General features: G+C 70.0%; 23 protein-coding genes. 15 read left to right on the top strand and 8 right to left on the bottom strand.

Annotation, left to right across the window (positions count from 1 at the left end; genetic code table 11):
- Positions 1–233 precede the first annotated feature (233 nt).
- The 3 genes from KY462_15520 to KY462_15510 all read left to right on the top strand — a co-directional run bounded on the left by KY462_15520 (position 234) and on the right by KY462_15510 (position 2,139).
- The gene (locus KY462_15520; GenBank protein ID MBW3579108.1) at positions 234–998 is read left to right on the top strand and encodes an alpha/beta hydrolase; all 765 of its coding nucleotides are present in this window, start codon (positions 234–236) and stop codon (positions 996–998) included.
- Between the two features lie 621 nt (positions 999–1,619).
- Positions 1,620–1,817 carry a hypothetical protein gene (locus KY462_15515; GenBank protein MBW3579107.1) on the top strand — a complete coding sequence of 66 codons (198 nt, stop codon included), beginning with the start codon at positions 1,620–1,622 and terminating at the stop codon, positions 1,815–1,817.
- Positions 1,801–2,139: a type II toxin-antitoxin system PemK/MazF family toxin gene (locus tag KY462_15510; GenBank protein MBW3579106.1), complete on the top strand. Its 339-nt coding sequence runs from the start codon at positions 1,801–1,803 to the stop codon at positions 2,137–2,139. Before KY462_15515 ends, KY462_15510 begins: the two co-directional genes overlap by 17 nt.
- Before the next feature lie 406 nt (positions 2,140–2,545).
- Here KY462_15510 and KY462_15505 read toward each other — a convergent pair whose 3' ends face one another.
- Together KY462_15505 and KY462_15500 are read right to left on the bottom strand one after the other, a co-directional pair.
- Complete coding sequence (locus KY462_15505; protein ID MBW3579105.1) at positions 2,546–4,879, bottom strand: amino acid permease; 2,334 nt, start codon at positions 4,877–4,879, stop codon at positions 2,546–2,548.
- A complete protein-coding gene (locus KY462_15500; protein MBW3579104.1) occupies positions 4,876–5,013 on the bottom strand; it encodes a hypothetical protein in 138 nt (45 codons plus the stop codon). Before KY462_15500 ends, KY462_15505 begins: the two co-directional genes overlap by 4 nt.
- A gap of 100 nt (positions 5,014–5,113) precedes the next feature.
- Here KY462_15500 and proS point away from each other — a divergent pair, with 100 nt between their 5' ends.
- From proS to uppS, 7 genes are all read left to right on the top strand, one after another.
- Complete coding sequence (gene proS / locus KY462_15495; protein ID MBW3579103.1) at positions 5,114–6,565, top strand: proline--tRNA ligase; 1,452 nt, start codon at positions 5,114–5,116, stop codon at positions 6,563–6,565.
- Positions 6,566–6,577: 12 nt separating this feature from the next.
- On the top strand, positions 6,578–7,186 hold the full coding sequence (locus KY462_15490; GenBank protein ID MBW3579102.1) for a histidine phosphatase family protein: 609 nt from the start codon (positions 6,578–6,580) through the stop codon (positions 7,184–7,186).
- Positions 7,187–7,189: 3 nt separating this feature from the next.
- Complete coding sequence (locus tag KY462_15485) at positions 7,190–7,693, top strand: DUF3090 domain-containing protein (GenBank protein MBW3579101.1); 504 nt, start codon at positions 7,190–7,192, stop codon at positions 7,691–7,693.
- A 38-nt stretch (positions 7,694–7,731) separates the two neighbouring features.
- On the top strand, positions 7,732–8,463 hold the full coding sequence (locus tag KY462_15480) for an SCO1664 family protein (GenBank protein ID MBW3579100.1): 732 nt from the start codon (positions 7,732–7,734) through the stop codon (positions 8,461–8,463).
- A gap of 47 nt (positions 8,464–8,510) precedes the next feature.
- Positions 8,511–9,197, top strand: coding sequence for a hypothetical protein (locus KY462_15475; protein MBW3579099.1), 687 nt, complete (start codon positions 8,511–8,513; stop codon positions 9,195–9,197).
- Positions 9,198–9,199: 2 nt separating this feature from the next.
- Positions 9,200–9,928: a DNA repair protein RecO gene (gene recO / locus KY462_15470; protein ID MBW3579098.1), complete on the top strand. Its 729-nt coding sequence runs from the start codon at positions 9,200–9,202 to the stop codon at positions 9,926–9,928.
- Between the two features lie 63 nt (positions 9,929–9,991).
- Positions 9,992–10,741: a di-trans,poly-cis-decaprenylcistransferase gene (uppS, locus tag KY462_15465; protein MBW3579097.1), complete on the top strand. Its 750-nt coding sequence runs from the start codon at positions 9,992–9,994 to the stop codon at positions 10,739–10,741.
- 34 nt (positions 10,742–10,775) lie between these two features.
- On the opposite strand, the gene KY462_15460 is transcribed toward uppS, so the two are convergent.
- The gene (locus KY462_15460; GenBank protein ID MBW3579096.1) at positions 10,776–11,252 is read right to left on the bottom strand and encodes a response regulator transcription factor; all 477 of its coding nucleotides are present in this window, start codon (positions 11,250–11,252) and stop codon (positions 10,776–10,778) included.
- 102 nt (positions 11,253–11,354) lie between these two features.
- Between KY462_15460 and KY462_15455 the strand changes: the two genes are divergently transcribed.
- Positions 11,355–12,725 carry a glycine--tRNA ligase gene (locus KY462_15455; GenBank protein ID MBW3579095.1) on the top strand — a complete coding sequence of 457 codons (1,371 nt, stop codon included), beginning with the start codon at positions 11,355–11,357 and terminating at the stop codon, positions 12,723–12,725.
- Between the two features lie 12 nt (positions 12,726–12,737).
- Here the strand turns inward: KY462_15455 and KY462_15450 are convergent, their stop codons facing one another.
- On the bottom strand, positions 12,738–13,061 hold the full coding sequence (locus KY462_15450; protein ID MBW3579094.1) for a hypothetical protein: 324 nt from the start codon (positions 13,059–13,061) through the stop codon (positions 12,738–12,740).
- A 99-nt stretch (positions 13,062–13,160) separates the two neighbouring features.
- On the opposite strand from KY462_15450, the gene KY462_15445 reads away from it, so the two are divergent.
- Together KY462_15445 and KY462_15440 are read left to right on the top strand one after the other, a co-directional pair.
- Complete coding sequence (locus KY462_15445) at positions 13,161–13,544, top strand: hypothetical protein (GenBank protein MBW3579093.1); 384 nt, start codon at positions 13,161–13,163, stop codon at positions 13,542–13,544.
- A 97-nt stretch (positions 13,545–13,641) separates the two neighbouring features.
- Positions 13,642–16,416 (top strand): aconitate hydratase, encoded by a 2,775-nt coding sequence (locus KY462_15440; GenBank protein ID MBW3579092.1) that lies wholly within the window; start codon positions 13,642–13,644, stop codon positions 16,414–16,416.
- A gap of 36 nt (positions 16,417–16,452) precedes the next feature.
- Here KY462_15440 and KY462_15435 read toward each other — a convergent pair whose 3' ends face one another.
- Entirely contained in the window at positions 16,453–18,195 is a 1,743-nt protein-coding gene (locus KY462_15435) for a PDZ domain-containing protein (protein MBW3579091.1), read from the bottom strand.
- Positions 18,196–18,350: 155 nt separating this feature from the next.
- Here KY462_15435 and dnaG point away from each other — a divergent pair, with 155 nt between their 5' ends.
- Together dnaG and KY462_15425 are read left to right on the top strand one after the other, a co-directional pair.
- Entirely contained in the window at positions 18,351–20,153 is a 1,803-nt protein-coding gene (gene dnaG / locus KY462_15430; GenBank protein ID MBW3579090.1) for a DNA primase, read from the top strand.
- A 243-nt stretch (positions 20,154–20,396) separates the two neighbouring features.
- Positions 20,397–21,503, top strand: coding sequence for a sigma-70 family RNA polymerase sigma factor (locus tag KY462_15425; GenBank protein MBW3579089.1), 1,107 nt, complete (start codon positions 20,397–20,399; stop codon positions 21,501–21,503).
- Between the two features lie 10 nt (positions 21,504–21,513).
- On the opposite strand, the gene KY462_15420 is transcribed toward KY462_15425, so the two are convergent.
- From KY462_15420 to KY462_15410, 3 genes are all read right to left on the bottom strand, one after another.
- Positions 21,514–21,774 carry a hypothetical protein gene (locus KY462_15420; protein ID MBW3579088.1) on the bottom strand — a complete coding sequence of 87 codons (261 nt, stop codon included), beginning with the start codon at positions 21,772–21,774 and terminating at the stop codon, positions 21,514–21,516.
- Positions 21,771–24,305, bottom strand: coding sequence for an aminopeptidase N (gene pepN, locus KY462_15415; GenBank protein MBW3579087.1), 2,535 nt, complete (start codon positions 24,303–24,305; stop codon positions 21,771–21,773). Before pepN ends, KY462_15420 begins: the two co-directional genes overlap by 4 nt.
- Before the next feature lie 238 nt (positions 24,306–24,543).
- Positions 24,544–24,791 (bottom strand): hypothetical protein (locus KY462_15410; protein MBW3579086.1); only part of this gene is annotated, 248 nt, incomplete at its 5' end.

Raw genomic sequence — 24,791 nt, 5'->3', positions numbered from 1 at the left:
TCCCGAGGCGCTTGCCGAGGCACTCACCGAGTTCTTCGCGCCAGCCCGGCAGCCGGCCTGACGCCGCCCGTCCCGCGCTACGTCAACCACTTCACGGGACGCTCACGAGGAGCGAAAGGGAATCGACCATGACTGTCAACGATGATCGAACGGCGAGAAGCGAAGACTCCGCCGATGGAGGGTCCAACGATCTACGGGTCCTCACGGTCGATGGAAGCGAGCTCACCTACCGGGTGAGCGGCCATGGTCCGCCGGTTCTGCTCATCCATGGCGCCTTCGGAGTGTTGGAGGTATGGGGTGACGTTCAGGATTCCCTCGCCACCACCCACCGGGTCATCAGCTACGACCGCCGTGGGCACGGGCGGTCTCCGAACGGCACGTCGGACATGCGGGTCCACGCCGGCGACGCGGCGGGGCTCATCGAGTACGTGGCCGCAGAACCGGCGATCGTCGTGGGTTGGAGCGGTGGGGCGGCAGTTGCCATGGAGCTGATCCGAACCCACCCGGAACAGGTCCAAGCCGCTGTTCTCATCGAACCGGTGTTCCATCTACCTCGCCTTCAACCCTTGCGCAGCCTTCGTCTGCTCCTCGCCTTCAAGCGTGACTCGATGCGGGGCCGCAACCGCGAGGCGGCAAAGACCATGGCGCTCTTCGCTTTCGCCCGACGCAGTGGGGGCAACGGCTGGGACGAGCTCGACGACCGCCAGCGCGAGTGGTTCCTTGGCGATGCAGAGGGTTTACGCACCGAGTTCAAGGCGCTGGAACGGTTCAACACCTCTGCGGACCACATCTCAGCGAAGGAGATCTCTGGCTGGTCGGTCCCGATGACGTACCTCCTCGGCGAGGACAGTGCCCCGTGGGTCCATGCCATCCACGGCGCTCTCACCAAGGCGGCACCCCAGATGCGCACGGTCCGGGTCCCTGACGCCTGTCACCTGATGCCTCTGCAGCAGCCCGAGGCCGTCGCCGAGGCGGTCCGCTCAGCCGTCCCCGCGTGAATGCCATGGCACTCAACGACGAGACGTCGGCCGCCGCGGAAGTGATGCAGGCGGAAGAGCTCTCGAGCGTCTGGGCGCGCAGAGGAGCCCGGGCTGGAAACGTTCGGCCGGCTCACCCTGCGCGAGTGCGAATTGTTGGGCGTGGTCGCCATCGCAAGATCCCAACCCTTATGCGGGAACTGGAACCTGAACAGGGCCCCACGCAAAGGTCTTACCCCTACTCAGAGACGCCCTAACGCGCCGTCCCGACGCCGTGCCACGAGCGGCTTGACAGCTATAGGAGGCGTCCATCGCCGGTCCCATACGGCTATCGATCAACACCGAGCCTAGGTGAGACGATGATGAGCACCGGCGACCGTTGGGCGCTGCCCACGACCAGAAACTCGCTCCGCACCCAGGCGACGGACCGGCATCAGCGGCGAGCAGTTACGCTCGGTGTCACATCCAACGCCGCCATGACCACCGCCCCCAACGGGGGTCTCAACAGGATGGTGGAAGTCCATCCGCAGTGCGGGCCCTACGTCCCCGAGACCGCACCCTTCGACTTCAACCTATGCCGGGATGGGCCGCGACGAGACCCTGCTGTAGACCTTCCCATCTACAAGGTGGTAGACTAGGCACATGAGCGACACGACAACAATCCGGATCGACCGGGACACACACGAAGAGCTCAAGCGCCTGGCGAACAAGCGCCACGCGACGGTCACCGAGACCGTCTCGCGTGCCGTCCGGCTGCTGCGTCAGGAAGAGATCGGCCGCCAACTGGCCGCGCCTCTCGAGGACGACGAGACACTGTGGCTCGATGCTGACCTCGGGTGACGTCGTGCAGCTCGACCTCGGTGCGCCCCAAGGATCGGAAGCGGGGCTTGTCCGCCCGGGGCTGGTCGTCACCGCAGACCGGGTTCTGCGAGCGAACCCGAGTGTGGTGCAGGTTGTCCCGCTGACAACGACCCTTCGTGGCTACGAGACCGAGGTCACGGTCAAGCCCGATGAAGCCAACGGCTTGCGCACCGCGTCGGCGGCACAGTGTCAGCACATCCGCGCCCTTGCAACGTCACGGTGCGGACAGACCATCGGCAACGTCGGTCCTGTCGTTCTCACCCAGGTGCGCGACACGTTGGCGGTCCTGCTCGACCTGTAACCACCAGGGTGTCGCCGGGCACAAGGTGGCACCGACGGGCGGTCGTCTTGAGCGTTGCTTGACGGATGACGCGGCGCTTCCGTTGCCGTGGCGAAGCGCGGCGAGTTCGGACCTACGTCCCGTCCCCGCCGCTCGCGAGTGCGGTCCTCGCCGGGTTGGGCCGCGACGATTATGTGCGTTGAGCACGTGCCGAGCTCCGAGCTGACGCCGCGCAAGGCCACGGCTTCGTACTGAGGCACAGGCAACGAACGACTCCTGAACGCGGTACGACGCTCAGCCGGCACAGCCGGCGAGTGCGGTAGTTGCGCCATGGATCCGAGGTCGGAGCTACGGACTAGGGACTAGGCGTCGGCGTCTGTGGCGTAGCGGTGCTCACGCCCGCCGGGGTCCACGATACTAGGAGGGCTCAGGGTTCCCGGGCCTGCCGGGGCCGGTCGGGGCGGCGCCGTGTCAGCAAGCCGACCACCTGGCGCAGGATCGAGATCGAGCGCGACTCCACCTTGTGCACCATCACGACGGTGCGCTGCGACCGGTTCGCCATCGTGTCGGCGAACTCGCCCAGGAGAGTGCGGCGCAGGACCCAGTCGCGTGACGAGCCCAGCACCAGCAGCGAATGGTGGGCGGTCTCCACGGCGAGTGCGTCCACGACGGAGCCGCCCTCGACGCAGTCGGTGGACACCTTCTCGCTGGCCAGGATGTCGCCGGTCACGTCCTCGCGGAGCGACTCCAGCCACGTCGTGATGCGGTCCTGTTGGGTGGCCTGCGGGTCGACCACCGTTGTGAGTCGCAGGTCGGCGTCGAAGCCCATTGCCAGGTGCGCGCCGTACTCCAGCGTGTCGGATTGGCGGATACCCGGGCTGACGGCGACCAGGACCGAGTCCACCCGACCGGGCATGCCGTGGTCCTTGACGACCGCCACGTCGACGTCCGCGCTGCGCAGCACCCCCTGGGCCACCGATCCCCGCACGCGTCCCTCGTGGACGGTCCCGCGCCAGCCCAGGACGATCAGTTCGGCTTCCTCGCGGGCGGCGATGTCGTTGATGACGTGTGAGATGCGACGACCGATGCCGACCATCGTGCTGATCGTGACGTCACCGATGCGCTCGTTGACGGCGTGCACCGCTTCCACCACAGGCTGGGCTTCGGCCGTGTAGCGCCGTCCCTCGGACATCGGCAGCTGCGGGGGGACCCGGACGACGTTGAGCACGACGACCTCCGCATCACGCTGGCGGGCGATCGCCGCCGCGATCGACACCACCGTCTCGACGTGCTCGGGTTTGGCGACGCAGGCCAGGATCTTCCGCCCGCCGCGCAGCCCTGCCTTCTCCTCGAAGGTCACCGCCGGGCGTTCGTCGGCTTCGACGCGGGTGCGCGCGTACGCGACGAACACACCGAACCCGACCGCGATCCACACGGCGGCGAAGAACCAGGCGATCGGACTGAAGCGGTACAGGTACACGGCCAGGAACGCATTGCTGACGATCCCGATGATGGGCACCCACGGGTAGAACGGCATCAGGTAGCCGTACTCCAGCCGGTCCCCGAACTCTCCGCGGATGCGGATCACGGCGTAGTTCACCTGGATGAACAGCAGGAGGAACATCACGTCGGCCGCGGCCGCGACGTCCTCGATCGGGATCGCGAGCACCATGAAGATGATCAGGGCGCCCGTGGCTGCGAGCGCGATGTACGGCGTTCGGAAGCGGTCGTGGATGCGGGCGAAGGCGTCGGGCAGGACCCGGTCCCTGCCCATCGCGAACGAGACACGGGTGGAGGAGTAGGTGGTCGCGTTGAGAGCAGAGACCGTCGACAACAGGCCACCCGCCAGGATCACGTACGTGCCCAGCGGCATGAAGCGTTCTGCTGCCAGCGCGAGGCCGAGCTCTCCCGCTTCGCCGAGGAACTGCCAGGTCGGCACCCCGCCCACCGGCTGCACGGCCCCGATCGCGGTGACCGCCACCAGGACGTAGATCGGGATCACGATCAGCAGCGACTTGAACACGGCACGGGGGATGCTGCGGCGTGGGTCGCGGACCTCCTCCCCGGCCTGAACGATGATCTCGTAGCCCTCGAAGGCGATGAAGGTGATCCCCATCGCCAGGAACACGTTGCCGTAGCCTTGTGGGAACAACGGCTCGAAGCGGTCGGCGCTCTGCGCCGGGTTGGTCGCCATCGCCCACAGGCCGAACCCGATGAACAGCCCGATGACCAGCAGCTTGGCGACGGTCACGACGTTGCCGGCCAGACCCGTCTCGGATGCCCCCCGGAAGTTGATCGCCAGGAAGACCAGCGCGATCAGCACCCCGATCCACTTGTCGGCACCGATGAACAAGAGATGGGGCAGGTCGACGCCGGCCCGCTCGATCAGCAGGTTCGCGAAGCTGCCGAAACCCAGTGCGTAGAGGCTCCCCGCGACCGAGTGCGAGAACCACGACATCCAGCCGGCGAGGAAGCTCTGTGACCGGCCGAGGGCATCCTTGACCCACAGGTAGCCGCCACCGGCCTCGGGGATGGCCGACCCCAGCTCGGCGTACACCATCGCGGTGAAGATCGTGACGAGCCCGTTGAGCGCGAAGACGAGCATCAGCGACGGTCCGGTCGTCCCCGCCGCGATGCCCGTCAGCACGAAGATGCCGGCGCCGATCATCGCGCCGACTCCGATCATGGTGATGTCGAACTCGGAGAGCGAGCGGGACAGCTCGGTCTCCGGCGGGGTCAGGGTGGGCCGGTCCTTGGTCATCCGGCCCGGTGCTGCCTGCCGTCGACGTCACGGATGACGTGATCAACCCGCCGGACCTGCCGATAGGTCCAGCCCAGGAAGGCCAGCATGGCGACGCCGGTCAGGACGAACCCGATCACCAGGGATGTAGACACGGCAGACCTCACGCTCGGAGCCGCGCGCCACCCTAGGACGCTGCCGACCGCGACCGGCGTCGTCCGAACGGGCGTCCGGTCGGCCGGTAGGGTGCCCGCCATGTCGAACGACAAGCAGCGCAACCTCGGCGTCACCCCCCTCAGCGAGGACGTCTCCGCCTGGTACAACGAGGTCGTCCTGAAGGCGGAGCTCGCCGACCGCGGCCCGGCCAAGGGGTCCATGGTCATCCGCCCCTACGGGTACCGGATGTGGGAGCTGCTGCAGTCGCAGCTCGACCAGATGTTCAAGGGCACCGGGCACGAGAACGCGTACTTCCCGCTGTTCATCCCGATGAGCTTCCTGCAGCGCGAGGCCGACCACGTCGAGGGCTTCTCGCCCGAGCTGGCCGTCGTCACCTACGGGGGTGGGAAAGAGCTCGACGAGCCTCTGGTGGTCCGCCCGACGTCGGAGACCGTCATCGGCGAGATGTACAGCAGGTGGATCTCCTCCTACCGCGACCTGCCGGTCCTGATCAACCAGTGGGCCAACGTGGTGCGGTGGGAGCTGCGGCCGCGGATTTTCCTGCGAACCACGGAGTTCCTGTGGCAGGAGGGCCACACGGCACACGCCACCGCACAGGAGGCGATCGACGAAACGCTGCGGATGCTCGAGGTGTACGCGTCGTTCGCCCGGGACGCGGCCGCGATCCCGATGATCAAGGGCGAGAAGACCCCCGGCGAGCGCTTCCCCGGCGCGGTCGACACCTACTCCATCGAGGGGATGATGCGTGACGGGAAGGCGCTGCAGTCGGGGACCTCCCACTACCTGGGCACGAACTTCGCGGAGGCGTTCGACATCACCTTCCAGGACGAGCACAACGAGCTGCACCTGTGCCACACCACCTCGTGGGGGATGAGCACACGGATGCTCGGGGCGACGATCCTGGCCCACGGAGACGATCAGGGCCTGGTGCTGCCCCCCGGCCTGGCCCCCTACCAGGTCGTGATCGCCACGATCGGCCGCGGTCAGGATCACGCCCGGGTTGCCGAGGTGGCCCACCGGCTGGCCCGCGACATCGCGGCAGCGGGGGTCCGCGTCCACGTCGACGATCGCGAGGACGTGTCACCGGGGTTCAAGTTCAACGACTGGGAGCTAAAGGGCGTGCCGCTGCGGGTCGAGCTCGGCCCGCGGGACCTCGATCAGGACAGCGCCGTCCTGGCGCAGCGTGTCGCCCGGGAGGACAAGGAGACGGTGCCTCTGGCAGCGCTGGTCGGGGACCTGCCACGCCGTCTCAACGACTACCAGCGCGAGCTGCTCGGTCGCGCCACCGCCTTCCGCGACGGCCTCAGCGCCGAGGTCGACCGTTGGGAGGATCTCGTGGCGCAGGTCCAGCGCGGTTTCGCCTACGCCCTGCACTGCGGGCGTCCCGACTGCGAGGACGACATCAAGGCCGACACGACCGCCACGCCGCGGTGCGTGCCGATGGGGCGCGAACGTGAGGAGGGGGCCTGCATCCGCTGCGGCGAACCGTCGTCGTACGGCACCCGTGTGGTGTTCGCACGCGCGTACTGACCGAGCAGGCCGATGGCAACGGTCGTCCTCGTCCGCCACGCGGTGACGGCGGCGACCGGCTCGCGTCTGGGCGGCCGTACCCCGGCGCCGTTGACCGAGGAAGGCCGGGCCCAGGCCGAGGCCGTCGCCGAGCGGCTGGCCCGGACCCGGCTCGCGGCGGTGTACGCCTCACCGGTCCGCCGGACATTGGAGACCGCCGCCACGATCGCCGCACGCCAGCGCCGCGACGTCCGCGAGCTCGATGGCGTGCAGGAGTTCGACTACGGCTCGTGGACCGACCGGAGCCTGAAGCAACTGCGCCGGACCCGCCTGTTCGAGAGCATCCAGCAGACCCCCGGTCGGGTCACGTTCCCGGGTGGCGAGTCGTTCGTGGCTGCGCAGAGCCGGGCCGTGCTGGCGATCGAGCAGGTCGTGAACGCGCACCCCGACAAAGCGACCATCGCCGTGGTCAGCCACGCGGACGTGATCAAGATCGTGATCGCGCACTACGCGGGGATCCAGCTCGACCTCTTCCAGCGGCTGGTGATCTCCCCGGCGTCGGTGTCGCAGCTGGCGCTCCCGTGCCGCGGGATCCCGCGGCTGCTCGGCCTCAACGACGTCAGCCACCTCGACCGGCGGTGACCCGTGGACATCGAGTTCAGCGCCCCCGACCACCTCACCGCCGACTTCGTCGGTGAGGCGGGCCAGCGCACATTCTTCCTCCAGGCCGCCGAGGCGGGCCAGGTCGTGTCCGTGCTCGTCGAGAAGGAGCAGGTCTCGGCCATCGCGGAGGTGCTGGAACGCCTCCTGGCCGAGGTCGGGGCGTCGCTGCCCCGCGTCTGGGACATCGCCGCGATGCGGCTGCAGGAACCGATCGCACCACGTTGGCGGGCCGGCTCGATCGCCGTCGGCCTCGATCCGCAGCTGGGACGGTTCGTGGTGGAGGTCACCGAGTTCGTCGCCGAGGAGGAGGAACGCGAGCCCGAACAGGTGCGGGTCTGGGCCTCGCAGGAGCAAGCCGAGGTCCTGGCCGCGCACGCTGCGTGGTCGGTGGCCCAGGGTCGGCCGACGTGCCGGCTGTGCGGGCTCCCGATCGACACCGATGGCCACCTGTGTCCACGCAGCGACGGCGACGCCCGGCAGCGGTGAGCGCGTCCGGGTCGGATCCCGACCGCGCGCTCACGCGGCTGCTGCACGCCCGCCTCGATCCGGTCGGGCAGGTCGCGACCGCGTCGAACGTGACGCTGCTGTGCCGGCTGTCGCCGCTGAAGCAGTCGGGCGACGACCCGGACCACAGCGATCAGCTCCTCGCCGTGTACAAGCCGCAACGCGGCGAGACGCCGCTGTGGGACTTCCCGTCGGGGACGCTGCACCGGCGTGAGGTCGCCGCGTACGTCCTCGACCGGGAACTGGGGTGGGGACTGGTCCCGCCCACGGTGCTGCGGGAGGACGGCCCGTACGGGCGCGGCAGCGTGCAGCTGTTCGTCGAGCACGATCCGCAGCAGCACTACTTCGCTCTGGTCCAGGCAGGTGACGCCTCCGTGGTGGCGCAGCTGCAACGCATGGTCGTGTTCGACCTGATCGCCAACAACGCCGACCGCAAGGCCAGTCACGTCCTGCTCGACGGTGCCGGACGGATCCGCCTCGTCGACCACGGCGTGTGCTTCCACGAGGACGCCAAGCTGCGCACGGTGGCGTGGGAGTTCGCCGGCGAACCGATCCCCGAGTCGCTGCGGTCGGGGGTGGCCGAGCTGACCGGACGGCTCGCGGACCATGATGATCCGGTCAACCGCGGGCTGGCTGCTCTGCTGACCGCCGGGGAGGTGGCCGCCACGGCGCGTCGTGCGCGCGCCGTGGCCGACCGTGAGCGCTTCCCACCCCCAACCGGTCGGCGCCCCTACCCGTGGCCACCGCTGTGACCGCGCCAACGGCAAGTGCCGGTGGTGACCGGCGTACCCTGTCGGCGATGAGCACCACGCCGCGGACCCGCACCGACGTGGCGGCCCGCATCGACGCCGCCGTGCTGGCACCCGGCGCCACCGACGCCGACGTCCGCCACACCTGCGCCGCAGCGTTGCTTCACGGAGTCCGTGGGGTGATGGTCCGCCTCGACCACGTCGCGGTGGTGACCGCGGAGGTCGCCGGCAGTGGCCTGGACGTGGTCGCCGCCGTGGGGTTGGATGCCCCGGCGGACGCCGAGACAGTCGACGCCACGCTGCTGGATGAGGTCGCTGCTGCTGGCGGCGCGGGCGCGTACGAGGTCGATGTTCCCGTGCCGGCGGCTGTCTTCGACGCCGACGACGACATCGCGCGACGTGTGATCGCCCGCGCGGTGACCACGGCGCACGACACCGACCTGGCGATCGCCTGCACGCTCGACACCGCCGAGCTGCGCGGTCCGCAGCTGCGACGCGCGGTCGCGATCTGCGTCGCGGCGGGCGCCGATCGGATCGGGACGGCGTCCGGGGCCGCGACCGGCCGGCCCAGCGTGGCTGACGTTGCGGCGGTCGCGACCGCCGCCGGTGACCGTGCCCAGGTCGGTGCCACCGGCGTGGTCAGCGACTGGGACGAGCTGGTGGCGTTCCTGGACGCCGGGGCGGACGTGGTGGCGACGCCGACGTTCGTGACCGTCCTCGACGACGCCCCGCGATAGCCGTGGCCGGCTACCGCGATCAGGGAATCGTCCTGCGGACCTACAAGCTGGGCGAGACCGACCGCATCCTGCACATCCTGACCCAGGCTCGCGGTCTGGTCCGTGCCGTCGCCAAGGGCGTGCGCCGGCCCGGGTCGCGCTTCGGAGGACGACTGGAGCCGTACTCGCACGTGGACCTGCAGCTGTACGAGGGCCGTGCGCTGGACGTGGTCAGCCAGGCCGAGCTGATCGAGCCGTTCGCCAGCGTCCGGGAGGACTTCACGCTCTCAGCGTGCGCGTCGACGATGGTGGAGGCCGCCGATCGGGTTGTGCAGCAGGGAGAGCGCAACCTCCCGGTGTTCCTGTTGCTGCGCGCCGGCCTCCAGGCACTGCAGGCATGCCCGCCGTACCCGGCGATCTTCGTGGATGCCTACCTGCTGCGGCTCGCTGCCGCCTCCGGCTTCCAGGTCCTCACAGAACGGTGTGCGCAGTGCCGGGCGCCCGGGTCGCACCCGTTCCTGAGCGTCACTGCGGGGGGGTCGCTGTGCCGGGGGTGCGCCCCGACGGGGAGCAGGGCCGTCGGCACCGATACGGTGGCGCTGGTGGCGCAGCTTGCCAGCAACGACTGGATCGGCCTGCCACGAGCGGCGGAACACGAAGGGCCACGCCGCACCGCTGCGGCGTTCACCCGCGCCTTCCTCGAGCACCACTTGGAACGCCCGCTGCGTTCCTACCCGCTCGTGCCGCGCTGAGAGCACACCGGCAACGCGGGGCGGGCAACCGTAGTCTTGGCTCGTCCCGCGACCGGAGCGCCCGTGGACCCCGGCGTCGAGATCGACCCCGACCACGTCCCCAGACACGTCGCCATCATCATGGACGGCAACGGGCGGTGGGCCAACGCACGTGGCCTGCCGCGGACCGACGGGCACGCTGCGGGCGAGGCCGCCCTGTTCGACACGGTGGAGGGCGCGCTGGAACTCGGCCTCGAATACCTCACCGTCTACGCCTTCTCGACCGAGAACTGGCGGCGGCCCCCGCACGAGGTCCGGTTCCTGCTCAACTTCAACGAGTCGCTCCTGCTGCGCCGTAAAGAGGATCTGCACGAACGCCAGGTGCGGGTGCGGTTCATCGGTCGGCGCGGTCGCCCGGTCCCGCGCCGACTGGTCCGGCTGATCGAGGAGACCGAGGAGCTCACCGCCGGCAACGGGCGTATGACGCTGTGCGTCGCGTTCAACTACGGCGGGCGCGCCGAGCTGATGGACGCGGCCCGGCGGCTGTGTGACGACGTCCAGGCCGGCCGGATCAACCGGATCAACCAGCGGACGTTCGCTGCCCGGCTGTACGACCCGGACATGCCGTCCGTCGACCTGCTGATCCGAACCTCCGGAGAGCAGCGCACGTCGAACTACCTGCCCTGGCACGCCGCGTACGCCGAGTTGGTCTTCGTCGAGACGCTGTGGCCCGATTTCGACCGGGTGGAGCTGGCGCGCGCTGTGGCTGAGTACCAGCGCCGCGAACGTCGTTTCGGGGAGGCGGTCGACGACATCGCGCCGGTGCCCGGGTGAGCATGCGTCGTCCGGGCCTGCGGATCGGGCGTGATTACTCGAACTCGGGTGGGGACAGCGGGGCGAGGACCGTCAGGATGTCCTCGATCGCGGTGCCCTTCTCCAGGTAGCAGAACGCGCCGACCCGGGTGGCACGTTCCGCGAGGCTCCGCGCGTCGAACGACGTCAACACCACCGACTTCGTGTCCGGGGCGCGGTCACGGACCTCCTCGATCGCCTCGAGGCCGTCCATCACGGGCATGGCCAGATCCATCACCACGACGTCCGGGTGGTGCTCCTCAGCCAGCTCCACAGCCTCGCGGCCGTTCGCGGCTTCGCCCACCACGACGAAGCGGCCGTCGGACTCCAGCCGCCGGCGCATCAGTTCGCGGAACTCCGCCGCGTCGTCGGCGAGAACGACCCGCACACGGCGGACGCGGGGCCAGTCGGTCGGTCCGTCGCCGCCGTCCATCGGTTCCCCTGCTTGGCCGTCGCGGGCGCCGAACGCGGCGCCCGTCAGTGGCGGAACCATGGTGGCGCCAGCCGCTACCCTCGCCAACGACCACGGCCCGCCGACCGGCGGTGGCCACCCTCCGAACAGCAGGACCTGGACGTGACCGCTGACGCCGCACCCGTGGACGTCGCTGGCCAGGAAGCGCCGGCTTCAGGCCCGTCGCTCGCCACGATCGTGGAGCTGTGCAAGCGCAGGGGGATCATCTTCCCTTCGTCGGAGATCTACGGCGGGTTGCGTTCGACGTGGGACTACGGTCCGCTCGGTGTCGAGCTGAAGAACAACGTCAAGCGCCAGTGGTGGCGCGCCACCGTGCAGCTCCGCGACGACGTCGTCGGACAGGACGCCGCCATCCTGATGCATCCGAGGGTGTGGGAGGCGTCCGGGCACGTCGCCGGCTTCACCGACCCGTTGGTCGAGTGCAGAGACTGTCGTCGCCGCTTCCGCGAGGACCACGTCGAACCTGAGACCGATGCGGGGGAGCGGCGCTGCCCGGAGTGCGGCGGCGCGCTCGGCGAACCCCGTCAGTTCAACCTGATGTTCAAGACGTTCGCGGGCCCGGTCGAGGACGAGTCCGCGGTGGTGTGGCTGCGACCCGAGACCGCTCAGGGGATCTTCGTCGATTTCCCGACGGTGCAGCTCACCAACCGCATGAAGGTCCCGTTCGGCGTGGCACAGGTCGGCAAGTCCTTCCGCAACGAGATCACGCCCGGGAACTTCACCTTCCGCACCCGCGAGTTCGAGCAGATGGAGATGGAGTTCTTCTGCCATCCTCGCGAGGCGGACGACTGGTTCCAGCACTGGCAAGACGAGCGCTGGAAGTGGTACGTCGACCTGGGCCTGCGGGAACGCAACCTGCGCATCCGTCCCCACGGGCCCGAAGAGCTCAGCCACTACTCGAGCGCCACCGTCGACCTCGAGTACCACTTCTCCGACCCGGCCATGGGGTGGTCGGAGCTCGAGGGCATCGCCAACCGCACCGACTACGACCTCAGGGCGCACGAACGTGCCAGCGGGAAGGACATGAGCTACTACGACCAGGACGGCGACGAGCGGTACCACCCGTACGTCATCGAGCCGGCGGCGGGGGCCGACCGGGCCGTGCTGGCGTTCCTGTTCGACGCGTACCGCGACGAGCGGGCGCCTGACGCGAAGGGCAAGCTGCAGACCCGTACCGTCCTGCGCCTCGATCGGCGCCTGGCTCCCTACAAGGTCGCGGTCCTCCCGCTGTCGAAGAACGAGCGCCTGGTCCCCATGGCGCGCCGGGTGTTCGACATCGTCAAGCACCACTGGATGTGCGAGTACGACGAGACGCAGTCGATCGGACGCCGCTACCGCCGCCAGGACGAGATCGGCACGCCGTACTGCGTCACGGTGGACTTCGACAGTCTCGACGACGACGCGGTCACCGTCCGCGATCGTGATCCGATGACCCAGGATCGCCTCCCGATCGAGCGCCTCGTGGACTACCTGGGCGAGCGCCTGCCGGCCTGACGCGTGGCGCGGCTAGTACGGCGGGAGGTGGCCCCACGGGTCACGGCGCGGCACCGGCTCATCGTCCCCGCCGCGGGACACGAACGTGGCGACGTCCTGCTCGATGCGCCCGATCCGGGCCAGCAACGCCGCCATCCCCCGAGCGAGGAACGCGGCGATCATCAGGATGGCACCGGCCGCGAACGTCACCACCCAGGCGACCACGGCGAACGCGGTCTCGCCCCCGCGGTAGAGCAACCCCCCCGCGACGACACCCGCGAGCCCGGCTGCGTACGCCAGCGTCTGCGCCACGGCGGCGGCGCCGCGCAGGTCTTTGGGAGACGGAACTCGTTCCATGCCCGTCATCATCGCACGTCCGGCGACGTCCCACGCTCGGGCGCTCGCCGCCTTCCACGCTACGATGAGCCCCGCACCGGGGTCGACGGAGGTCCCGCCGTGAACAACGCGCGGTACGGTCACGAGCCAGCCAGCTGGGATGAAGCGCTGACGCGCTTGGAGGACTTCCTCCTCGCCTACCCCTCGAACCGTGCCCTGCCCGACCTCGTGACGATCCGGCAGCGAGCCCGCCTGCCGAAGCGGTTTCTCCGTGACGACGAACGCGCCCAGAAGATCCTGCGCGAGGCGATCGCGTCGCGGCCGCTGTCCTCGCTCGAGCAGGTCACGCGGGTCCGGACCGAGGTGGAGCTGCTGACCTTCGAGACGGAGGTCTTGAGCCAGCGGCTGCAACAGGACACACAGGACCGCGACGAGCACCGCCGCACCGCCGAGCGACTCCACGGTGTGCGGCGCCGGCTCCGCGAGATCCGCCGCGACCTGTAGCGGGCGATCGGCTCCGCGGGCCGAACCGATCGTCGTTTGCTCAGCTGAGCACGATCGAGCGGTTGGTAGGGTCCTTGGCCACACAGGAGGACCTGGCTTGGCCGACCCGAAGAACTCCTTCGGTGCCCGCAGCGCCTTGGATGTGGACGGCCGGTCCTTCGACGTGTGGCGGCTCGACGCGGTGGCCGATGCCGGCGACGTCGCCGGCCTGCCCTACTCGCTGAAGATCCTGCTCGAGAACCTGCTGCGCCACGAGGATGGCGTCAGCGTCACGTCCGAGGACGTCACCGCCCTGGCCCGCTGGGAACCCACAGGTCGACCGCCGCGCGAGATCGCGTTCCTGCCGGCCCGGGTGCTGATGCAGGACTTCACCGGGGTACCGGCGATCGTCGACCTCGCCGCGATGCGCGACGCGATCGTGGAGCTGGCCCGGCCGGCGTCGCTCGTCAACCCCCGGGTGCCCGTCGATCTGGTGATCGACCACTCGGTGGTCGCCGACGTGGCCGGGACCCCGGACGCGTTCGCACGCAACGTCGAGCTGGAGTACGCGCGGAACCGTGAACGGTACGCGTTCCTGCGCTGGGGGCAGCAGGCGTTCGACCGCTTCCGGGTGGTGCCACCGGGCACCGGGATCGTCCATCAGGTCAACCTCGAGTACCTGGCGTCGGTGATCGTCGCCGACGACCGCGGCCAGGCCTACCCCGACACGCTGGTCGGGACCGATTCGCACACCCCGATGGTCAACGGCCTGGGGGTGCTCGGCTGGGGGGTGGGCGGCATCGAAGCCGAGGCTGCCATGCTCGGCCAGCCGGTCTCGATGCTGATCCCCCAGGTGATCGGCATCCGCCTGACCGGCTCTCTGCCCGAGGGCACGACCGCCACCGACCTCGTCCTCACCGTCACCGAGCTGCTCCGTCGTCACGGCGTGGTGGGGCGCTTCGTCGAGTTCTTCGGCCCCGGCATCGCGAGCGTCGCGCTCGCCGACCGTGCAACGATCGGGAACATGGCGCCCGAGTACGGCTCGACATGCGCGATCTTCCCCATCGACGACGAGACGCTGCGGTACCTGCGCTTCACGGGGCGCTCACCCGAGCAGGTGGGCCTGGTCGAGGCCTACGCCAAGGCGCAGGGGCTGTTCCACGACCCGCGGGCCACGCCGCGGTACACGGACGTGCTGGAGCTGGATCTGTCCACGGTGACCGCCAGCCTGGCCGGACCCACCCGCCCACAGGACCGTGTCCCGCTGGACGAGGCCAAGACGCGGTTCCGGCGAGCGCTGGGGGAGATCGCGCCTGTGGGCGCGCGGCCGTCACCCGATCAGGCGTCGGCCGCATCGTTCCCCGCTAGCGACCCGCCCGCCCCGATGGCGGCGGTGACCGGGGCCAAGGAGGACGACCAGCCCGTGGCCGGGCCGGACCGACCGCGACGTGTCGTACCGGTCACCTTGGCCGGCCGGCGACAGATCACGCTCGACCACGGTCACGTCGTGCTCGCGGCCATCACCAGCTGCACGAACACCTCCAACCCGCGGGTGATGCTGGCCGCCGGCCTGTTGGCACGCAACGCCGTGGAGGGCGGGCTGGAGACCAAGCCGTGGGTCAAGACCTCGCTCGCCCCCGGCTCGCCGGTCGTGATCGATTACTACGAGCGGGCAGGCCTGACCCCCTACCTCGAGAAGCTCGGCTTCCACCTGGTGGGGTTCGGGTGCACGACCTGCATCGGCAACTCCGGTCCGCTGGTGCGTGAGATCTCCGACGCCATCCACGACGCGGATCTCGCGACGGCGGCGGTGTTGAGTGGAAACCGCAACTTCGCCGGACGCATCCATCCCGACGTTCGGATGAACTACCTCGCGTCTCCTCCGCTGGTCGTCGCGTACGCTCTGGCAGGGACCATGGACGTCGACCTGCGCACCGAGCCGCTCGGTCACGACCCCGATGGACGGCCGGTGTTCCTTCGTGACGTCTGGCCGACCAGCGACGACATCACCGCCGCGCTCGAGACGGCTCTGTCCTCCGACATGTTCGCCGAGCGCTACCGCGACGTGTTCACGGGCGACGACCGGTGGCGCGGGTTGCCCGTCCCCGCCGGGGAGCGGTACCGCTGGGATCCCGAGTCGACGTACGTGCGGTGTCCCCCGTTCCTCGATGACCTCGGCCCCGAGCCGGCACCGCTGACCGACGTGACCGGTGCCCGTGCGTTGGCGGTCCTGGGCGACAGCGTCACCACCGACCACATCTCCCCAGCCGGGTTCATCCCCCCGTCCAGCCCCGCGGGGCGCTACCTGCAGGATCGCGGCGTGGCGCCGCGCGACTTCAACTCCTACGGGGCACGGCGCGGCAACCATGAGGTGATGCTCCGCGGAACGTTCGCCAACATCCGGCTGCGCAACCGCCTGGTCCCCGGTGTGGAGGGCGGCGTCACCCGACATCTGCCCAGCGGAGAGGTCTTGAGCATCTACGACGCGGCGATGCGCTACCAGCAACAGAGGACGCCGCTGGTGGTCCTGGCCGGCGCCGAGTACGGCTCCGGGTCGTCGCGCGACTGGGCCGCGAAGGGCACGGCCCTGCTGGGGGTCCGTTCCGTGATCGCCGAGAGCTACGAGCGGATCCATCGTTCGAACCTGATCGGGATGGGGGTCGTACCGCTGCAGTTCCGCCCGGGCGAGTCGGTCGACGCGCTGGGCTTGACGGGCCACGAGACCTTCGACGTCGTCGGCCTCGCCGGCGGCGAGATGCCGTCCGAGGTGACCGTGCGGGCCGACGGGCGGGCGTTCCGTGTCCGCGTCCGCATCGACACCCCGTTGGAGGGCGAGTACTTCCGCCACGGCGGGATCCTGCGGTCCGTGCTGCGCCGCGTCACGTCACGCTGAGGGACGTGGCCCACGACGGGACGGTGCGCCAGCCGGTCAAACGCCGGTGAGCGCCTGTCCGAGCCAGCGCTCGAAAGCGTCCCGCTGCATCCGTGACGGGTCCTCGACCGGCCTCAGGACGCGCGGCGGGAGAGGCTCGCCCAGCGTCACCGTGGCAGTGACGAGCCGCGGCCCGCGGAAGACCGCCACCTCGACCTCGTCGCCCGGCCGGTAGCCCAGCAGCGCCGGTGTCAGCTCACCGCGCCCCACGCGCGTCCGGTCGATCGCCAGGAGACGATCGCCGCCGGTCAGGCCCGCCCGCCAGGCGGGACGCTCGCGGAGGACCGAACGCAACACGATGCCGTCGTCGTCCTCGCGGACGTCGACGCCGAGGTCGGGCGCGACCGGGCCGTCGTCGTCCTTGGTGACCAGACGCAACCCCACCACCTCGGTCAGGTCCTCGACCGGTGGGAGTTGCCGCCCCGCGACGTGCCGGGAGAAGAACCCAGCCACGTCGCTGCCGGCCACCTCCGACACGGCGGCGACGACGTCGCCTTCGTGGTAGCCCTTGGTGGAGCGACCGAAGCGGTGCCACAGCAGCGTGAGCACGTCGTCGAGACCGTCGCCGTCGGGCCGCAGCCGCCGCAGGAGAAGGTCGAGGCACCAGGCGACCACCGCCCCGTGGTCGTAGTAGCTGACGCCGGCGTTGGGGGCGTTCTCGTCGGGCAGGTAGTGCTTGATCCACGCCTCGTAGCTGGCCTGTCGCAGGGACTGCCATGCCCTCCCGGGGCGACGCAGCACCCGGTCGACGACCTCACCGAGGCGGTCGAGGTACCGACGGGTGTCCCACAGGCCGGCCCGGAGCACCACGAGCTTGTCGTAGTAGGCGGTCCAGCCCTCCGCGACCCACAACGACTCGGTGAACACCGGGCGTTCGTAGTTCAGCGCGGTGAGCGCCGCCGGTGTCAGCCGCTTGACGTTCCACAAGTGCAGGTACTCGTGGGCGAGGAGCGACTGGAAGCGCCGGTAGGCGTCCGGGTCGGTGAGGGCGTGGACGGGGACCTGCAGGACCGCGCCGTCGCGATGCTCGAGCCCGCCGGTGCCGCGATCCCAGGCGGTGCACAGCAACGTGTACGCGTCGGTGGGCAGGTCACCGTCGAACAACCGGACCGCTGCCTCGCCGATGGCGGCGGCGTCCGCCGCGATCCGGTCGAGGTCTGGCCGGCCGCCGTGCCCGGCCCATACCAGCCGGTGGCCGACGTGCGCGACCTCGTAGCTCCGTTCATCGTGCGCCCCGGCCTCGAACGCACTGTCCACCAGATGGTCGTAGTCGGCCGCGACGAACGCTCCGGCGACTTGCGGTAGCAGACCCCATGCCCGCCACCCGCCGGGCAGCTGCAACGTGACGTGGTGCTCGCGGTCACGTGCACCCTCGACGAACGGGAACGTGGCGGCGGGGATCAGCAGGGCGTGGTGGTCGTCGACGTGGTTGGTGCGCACCGTGAGCTCGTTGGCGTACAGCTCGAGCTCGAGCTCGACCGCCCCGTCCGCATCGTCGGGTAGCAGCCACGCGCTGTGCCCGTCGGGCGTCAGCACCAGGTCGCCGGCGGCGGACCGGGCGCTGATCCGCTGCACGTGTCGGGCGTAGTGGCGTACCACGTAGCTCCCCGGCGTCCACACCGGCAGAACCACCCGGGCGCCGCCGGAAAGGTCGGCGGGGATGGTCTGACGGACGGTGACCAGATGATGGACGCGGCGGGTCAGGTCCACGGCGTAGCGGACGGGTGCGCGGTCGGGCACGGGCGCTCCAGACAGGCGGCGGGTCAGGTCCACGGCGTAGCGGACGGTGCGCGGTGGGGCACGGGCGCTCCAGACAGGCGGCGGAGGCTACCGGGGAGCGGACGCGTCGCGGCTGCTCGCTAGCATCCGCGCCCACGCGGGGACAGGCAGGCCAGGTGGCGGGGCGGATCCTCCAGGACGACGTCGAAGCGCTCAAGCAGCGCGCCGACCTGGCAGAGATCGTCTCCGACCACACGGCACTCAAGCGTGCGGGCTCACGGCTGAAGGGACTGTGCCCCTTCCATCAGGAACGCACCGCGTCGTTCTCGGTCGATCCCCGCCTGGGCGTCTACCACTGCTTCGGCTGCCAGGAGGGCGGCGACGTCTACAGCTTCGTGCAGCGCGTCGAGGGGCTGACCTTCACGGAGGCGGTGGAGCAGCTGGCTCGCCGCGTCGGGTACGAGCTGCGGTACGAGGAGCTGTCCGCTGGGCAGCGGCGGGCGTTGGGTGAGCGCAGTCGACTGGTCGCGGTCAACTCGGCCGCGATGGAGCACTTCCGCCGGTGTCTGGCGTCATCGAGCGGGGCCGCCGCCCGGGCGTACCTGCAGTCGCGCGGTTTCGGGCGCGACGAGGCCGACCGGTTCGCGCTGGGCTTCGCGCCGCTGGAGTGGGATGCGGTCACCCGCCACCTGTTGGCCGAAGGGTTCCCCGCCCGCGACGTCGAGGCGGCTGGTCTGGCCGCCCGCAACCCCCGCGGCGGGCTGCGCGACCGGTTCCGCGGCCGGCTGGTGTTCCCGGTCCTGGATGCCGCCGGCGACGTGATCGGCTTCGGCGGGCGCACCATGCCCGACCTCGACTACGGCGAGCACGAGCCGCCCAAGTACCTCAACACCCCCGAGACCCCGATCTACCGCAAGCACCGGGTCCTGTACGGCCTGTCGTGGGCTCGGCCGGAGGTGGTGCGGACCGGGGACGTGCTGGTCGCGGAGGGCTACACCGACGTGATTGCACTGCACCAGGCGGGACTGACCAACGCCGTGGCGACGTGCGGCACTGCGATCGGTGAGGATCACGTCCGCCTCCTGGGCCGGTACGCTGACCGGGTCGTTCTGGCGTTCGACTCCGATGCCGCCGGTGAGCAGGCCGCCCGACGGGCGTTCGCACTCGCCCGCGACCAGGACATCCACATGCGCATCCTGGTGATGCCGGCCAACAACGACCCAGCCGACGTGGTCCGGGAGCGGGGCGCCGACGCGATGGCGGCGCTGGTCGCCGACGCTGAGCCGGTGATCCGCTTCATGCTGCGCGGGGCGATCGCGGGGCGTCCGGAGACGCCGGAGGGGAAAGCTGGCGCGGTCGAGGCCGCCGCGCCGTTGCTCGCGGCGATCGACGACCCGGTCCTGCGCGCCGAGTACCTGCGGCTGGTCGCCGACGAAGTCGGCATCGGCCGGTCGATCGTGGCCAGCGCCGTCGCGCGCGTCGGGACGCCTGAGCCGGTGGCGGATCCCGATCCGGTGCCGCTCGACAGCCGTCGCCGTTCAGCCCGCGCGCAGTTGGAACGGGAAGCGCTCCGCGTGGCACTGCAGCGCCCCGATCTCCTCCCGCAACGTTGGGTCGAGGTCACCGTCGACGATCTCAGCCACCCCAAGGCCCGGTCGGTGTTCGACGCGTTGCAGCTGGGCGGGGGGCCGGGCTGCGACCTCGACAGCGTCCTGGCAGCAGCCGCCGACGAGGAGACCCGCACGGTGATCCGCGCGATCACGCTGGAGGACTTCACCGTCGAGCCCGACGCCCCGCACGTCGCGATGCTGGTGGGGCGGCTGCTGCTACGGCGGGTGGAGCGCGAGATCTCACGCCAGAAGGCCGTGGTGGAGCGGCTCAACCCGGTCGTGGAACGCGACCGTCACCGCACCGAGTTCGAGCGGCTCATCGCGCTGGAGGCGCGCCGCCGCGACCTGCGCCACGTCGCTTCCGAGTGACCCTGCGGCCCGGTGGGCCGCGCTCGGCAGGCGGGCGCAGCGGTGGCCGCCGAGCACCCGGGGCGGCGAACCCGGAGTCGAGGTCTCGAAGTGTTCCGGCCGCGCGGGGGCGACCGTGGGGATACCATCCGGCGACGGCGGTGATCCCGCCGGCTCCCGTCGGAGGTGTCGGTGGCGGATCCGGAACTCAACGAGGCGACCGTCCTGACCCTCCCCGACGACGGCGTCGGGGCGCGCAGCGACGTGCGCGCGCTGCTCGCGCGCGGCCGGGCACGCGGTTTCGTCACGTCGGATGAGCTGGCGACGTTGGCGTTGGACGAGAACCTTTCCGACCGCGAGCTCGACGCGATCCAACGGCTGCTGCGTCGAGCCGGGATCGGATGTGTGCAGCTCACGCCGGGCAGATCATCAGGTGCGGTGGCGGACCCGTCGCTCCCCACGGTCGATCCGGTCCGTCTGTACCTCAACCAGATCGGGCGTGTCGACCTGCTCACCGCCGAGGAGGAGGTCGACCTCGCCAAGCGGGCGGCGGCCGGCCGGGCCGCCACCGCGCTGCTGGACTCGATGCTCGACGTGCCCCCGGCGCGCCGCGCCGAGCTCAGGCGCATCGAGCGTGGCGGGGAGCGATCCACCCGCCGTATGGTCGAGGCCAACCTGAGGCTGGTCGTCTCCATCGCCAAGCGTTACGTCGGCCGCGGCATGCTCTTCCCCGACCTGGTGCAGGAGGGCAACCTCGGCCTGATCCGCGCCGTCGAGAAGTTCGACCACACGCGTGGCTACAAGTTCTCGACCTACGCGACCTGGTGGATCCGCCAGATGATCAGCCGCGGGATCGCCGACCAGTCGAGGTTGATCCGCGTGCCGGTGCACCTGGTGGAGGTCATGAACAAGGTCGCGCGCGTCGAACGTGAGCTGGTGCAGAAGCTCGGTCGGGAGCCGACCGCGGACGAGATCGCCGTCGCCACCGGCCTGCCGCCCGACCGCCTGGAAGAACTGGGCCGCCTCGACGTGGATCCGGCGTCGCTGGATGCACCGATCGGCGAGGAAGATGGTGGCTCGTTCGGTGACATGATCGAGGACGTCAACGCCGTGGTGCCGCTGGACGCGGCGGCGTACCTGCTCCTGCAGCAGCACCTGGCGTCCATCCTCGATGAGCTGTCGGCGCGTGAACGGCTGGTGATCGAATCGCGCTTCGGGCTGCGTGACGGGACCATGCGGACGCTGGAGGAGGTCGGGGCCGCCGTTGGCCTCACCCGAGAGCGCATCCGCCAGATCGAATCGAAGGCGCTGGCGAAGCTGCGTCACCCGTCCTACGCCGAGATCCTGTCGGACTTCCTCGTCGAGGATTGACGGCGGCCGGTCAGCTGACCAGCAGCCAGACGACGATCGCCAAGACGACCACCACGGCGACCCCTGCCAGCAGCATGGTGGCGCGCTGGTCGGTCCGCGCGGGCGTCAACTCTTCCTCGCCGTGGACCTGCCTGCGCAGCACCTCGGCGGTGTCCTGCTCGGCTCGGAAGGCGGACCACTGGCCGGTCGGGGCGCCGACGTCCAGCTCGTCGCGACGTTCCCACGCTTCCGAGAAGTCTTCGTCTTCGCGGTCAGGCGGCTGGGCGTTCACGGCTGCGAGACCTCTGCGTCACGCAGTCGGGTGCGTAGAGCCCGGACCACCGTGTCACGCTCCTCGAGGAGGACACGGCGGGCCGGTCCGGGCAGCCCCCGACGCAGCTCCTCGTCGGTGCGTTGGACGAGATGCTCGTCGACCACGACCGAGGGGTACATCGAGTGACCGTACGCCAGCGCGACCTCCAACTGGCGCTCCTCGAACATCGGTCGCAGGTGAGCGAAGTACGGTTCGATGTACGCGTGTGCCAGATGCGGCTGGTCGAGCTGCATGAAGCCCCGCATGAGCGCCTTCAGCAGGCTGTGGGACATCTCCGTCTCGCCGACGATGCGTTCCCAGACCGTGGCCTTGACCCGAGCATCCGGTCGACTCGCCCGGGCCTGGGCGGCGTTGCGTTCGCCGAGGTCGGTGGGGTCGCGTCGCTGCTGCGCCGCGATCGCGTCATCGTCGAGTGCCCCGATCCTCGCCAAGGCCTTGACGATGTGCCAGCGCAGCTCGGTATCCACCACCAGTCCTTGGATCGACAGGTCACCGTCGAGGAGCGCACGGACAGCTTCGACGTGTTCGTCGTCGCGCGCCGCGGAGATCCAGTGTCGCACCCAGATGAGTTGCAGGTCGCTGGACGGCTGGGCGGCGCGGATCTCGTGGCGGGCCTGGTCAGCCATGGCGCGCAGCAGCGGACGGGCGTTACCGGGGTGACCCCACAGCTGCGCCGCGGTCAGGCGACGGCGCAGGGTCGTCTGGAGCATCCCGATGTCGTCCTCATCCGTGACGTTGCGCAGTGCGATCGCGGCGAACTGCCGCGCCGGCAGGACGGAGTCACGGACCATGTCCCAGACCGCGCCCCAGCACAGCGTCCGCGCCAGCGGGTCAGTGAGGCTGCCGAGGTGCGCTTCGACGGTCGCAAGCGACCGGTCGTCGAGGTGGACCTTGGCGAACGTCCACGCGGCGTCGTCGACCAGGAGCAGGTCCGCGACCGGCTCCCCGGCGAACTCGGGAACGTCGGCGGAGGGACCGGCCACGTCCATCTCCACGCCCCGGCGACGCACCAGACGCCCGTTGCCCTCGTCGAACGCGGCGATGCGGACCCGGTGGCGGCGCAAGGTGGGGTGGTCGTCGGGTACGTCCTGCTCGATCCAGACCCTGGTGTAGCGGCCATCGCCGTCCTCGGCGCGGGCCGCGAGCGTGTTGATCCCGGCGGTCTGGAGCCACTCCTTCGCCCAGGATGCGAGGTCATCGCGGCCGGAGCCGCGTTCGAGTTCCCGCAGCAGGTCGTCGAGGTCTGCGTTGGACCACTCGTAGCGGCGGAAGTACGCGCGGACGCCGTCGAGGAAGGCGTCCTCACCGACCCAGGCGACCAGTTGACGCAGGACCGAGGCCCCCTTGGCGTAGGTGATGCCGTCGAAGTTCTGGTGGACGGCATCCAGGTCGAAGACGTCGGTCGAGACCGGGTGCGTGGAGGGCAGCTGGTCCTGGTAGCGCGCCCAGGTCTTCGTGTCGTGCTCGAATGCGGTCCATGCGTTGGGGAAGCGCGTGGCCCGGTCGACGGCCAAGGTGGCCATGAACGTCGCGAAGCTCTCGTTCAACCACAGGTCGTCCCACCACCGCATGGTGACCAGGTCCCCGAACCACATGTGGGCCATCTCGTGCAGGATCGTGTTCGCACGGGATCCGCGTTCGGCTTCGGTGACGGCACCACGGAAGATGTAGTGCTCGGCGAACGTCACGCACCCGGGGTTCTCCATCGCCCCGAAGTTGAACTCGGGGACGAACAACTGGTCGTACTTGGCGAACGGGTAGGGGTAGTCGAACGCGGCCTGGAAGAAGTCGAGCCCTTGCCCGGTGATCTCCAGGATCTCGTCGTGGTCGAGATGGTCGGCCATGGACGCACGGCAGTACACGCCGAGCGGCAGGTCGCCATGCTGTGCAGACGACACGTGGTACGGGCCGGCCACCACCGCCACCAGGTAGGTCGACAGCGGCGGGGTCGAGCCGAACACCCAGTGCCCGTCGCCACTGTCACCCGTCGGCGGCATGTTCGACACGACCTGCCAGTGGGGCGGAGCGTCGACCCGCAAGGTCGTGCGCGCCTTGAGATCGGGTTGGTCGAAGCAGGCGAACACCAGGTGCGCGTCGAATGGTTCGAACTGGGTGTGGAGGTAGACCTGCCCGTCGACGGGGTCCAAGGCACGGTGCAGACCAGCGCCGGTGTTCTGGTACGCGCAGGCGGCTTCGACCACCAGGTCGTTCTCGGCGGCGAGGCCGTCGAGTCGGATCCGTGTGCCGTCGAAGCGGTCTTGGGCCCGCAGTGCGGTGCCGTTCAGTTGCAGATGATGCAGCGACCGGGCCGACAGGTCGATGAACGTTCCGGCCCCCGGGTCGTCGCAGCGGAACCGGGCCCGTGTCACGGAGCGGAAGCTGTCACCATCCTCACCGAGCATGAGGTGGATGTCGTAGCGGACGTCGGAAATCAGCTCGGCACGAGCCGCGGCCTCGTCTCGCGTGAGGTTCCCCGCTGTGGTCGACACGTTGCACCCTCCCGTACCGGTGGTTGTCGCTGACTGTCAGGCCGATGGCCATGAGACATCGGGGAGTTTCTTCGCCGAGCGTACTGGGCGACGCGAAGCTCCCAGGTGGTCCTGCCGCAGCGACCTGGATGTCCGGATCGCAACCTGGCGCGGACCGTTCATGATGGCCGCAGCAGCCCAGCGTCCCCCCGAGGTAGGTGCCCAGTGCCTCGGCGTCCCGGCGCGGCTGCGAGGGCTGTCAGCGTTCGGGGTGTGGCCCCGCTCTGGACCGGGGTGGGTGCAGGGTGGGGCGCTGGTGGGTCCAGGTGATCTGCCATGTGTGGTGGTCGTAGCGGCGGTGGTGGTAGCGGCACCCCAGTCCGGCGGTGTGCAGCGTCAGGCGCCCGCCTTGGGCGTGGGGGGCGCCCAGGTGCATCACGTCACACCAGGCCGGTGGGGCGTCGCAGCCTTTGGCGATGCACCCGCCGTCGCGGTGCACCAGCGCGC

The organism is Actinomycetota bacterium (genome assembly GCA_019347675.1).
Taxonomy (GTDB): Bacteria; Actinomycetota; Nitriliruptoria; order Nitriliruptorales; family JAHWKO01; genus JAHWKW01.
This window is presented reverse-complemented; position numbering and strand designations above follow the sequence as displayed.

Bases quoted from the DNA above. Each gene is read 5' to 3' on its own strand.
- KY462_15515 (MBW3579107.1), top strand. From the start codon at position 1,620: ATGAGCGACACGACAACAATCCGGATCGACCGGGACACACACGAAGAG.
- KY462_15510 (MBW3579106.1), top strand. From the start codon at position 1,801: ATGCTGACCTCGGGTGACGTCGTGCAGCTCGACCTCGGTGCGCCCCAA.
- KY462_15505 (MBW3579105.1), bottom strand. From the start codon at position 4,879: ATGACCAAGGACCGGCCCACCCTGACCCCGCCGGAGACCGAGCTGTCC.
- proS (MBW3579103.1), top strand. From the start codon at position 5,114: ATGTCGAACGACAAGCAGCGCAACCTCGGCGTCACCCCCCTCAGCGAG.
- KY462_15490 (MBW3579102.1), top strand. From the start codon at position 6,578: ATGGCAACGGTCGTCCTCGTCCGCCACGCGGTGACGGCGGCGACCGGC.
- KY462_15475 (MBW3579099.1), top strand. From the start codon at position 8,511: ATGAGCACCACGCCGCGGACCCGCACCGACGTGGCGGCCCGCATCGAC.
- KY462_15460 (MBW3579096.1), bottom strand. From the start codon at position 11,252: ATGGTTCCGCCACTGACGGGCGCCGCGTTCGGCGCCCGCGACGGCCAA.
- KY462_15450 (MBW3579094.1), bottom strand. From the start codon at position 13,061: ATGGAACGAGTTCCGTCTCCCAAAGACCTGCGCGGCGCCGCCGCCGTG.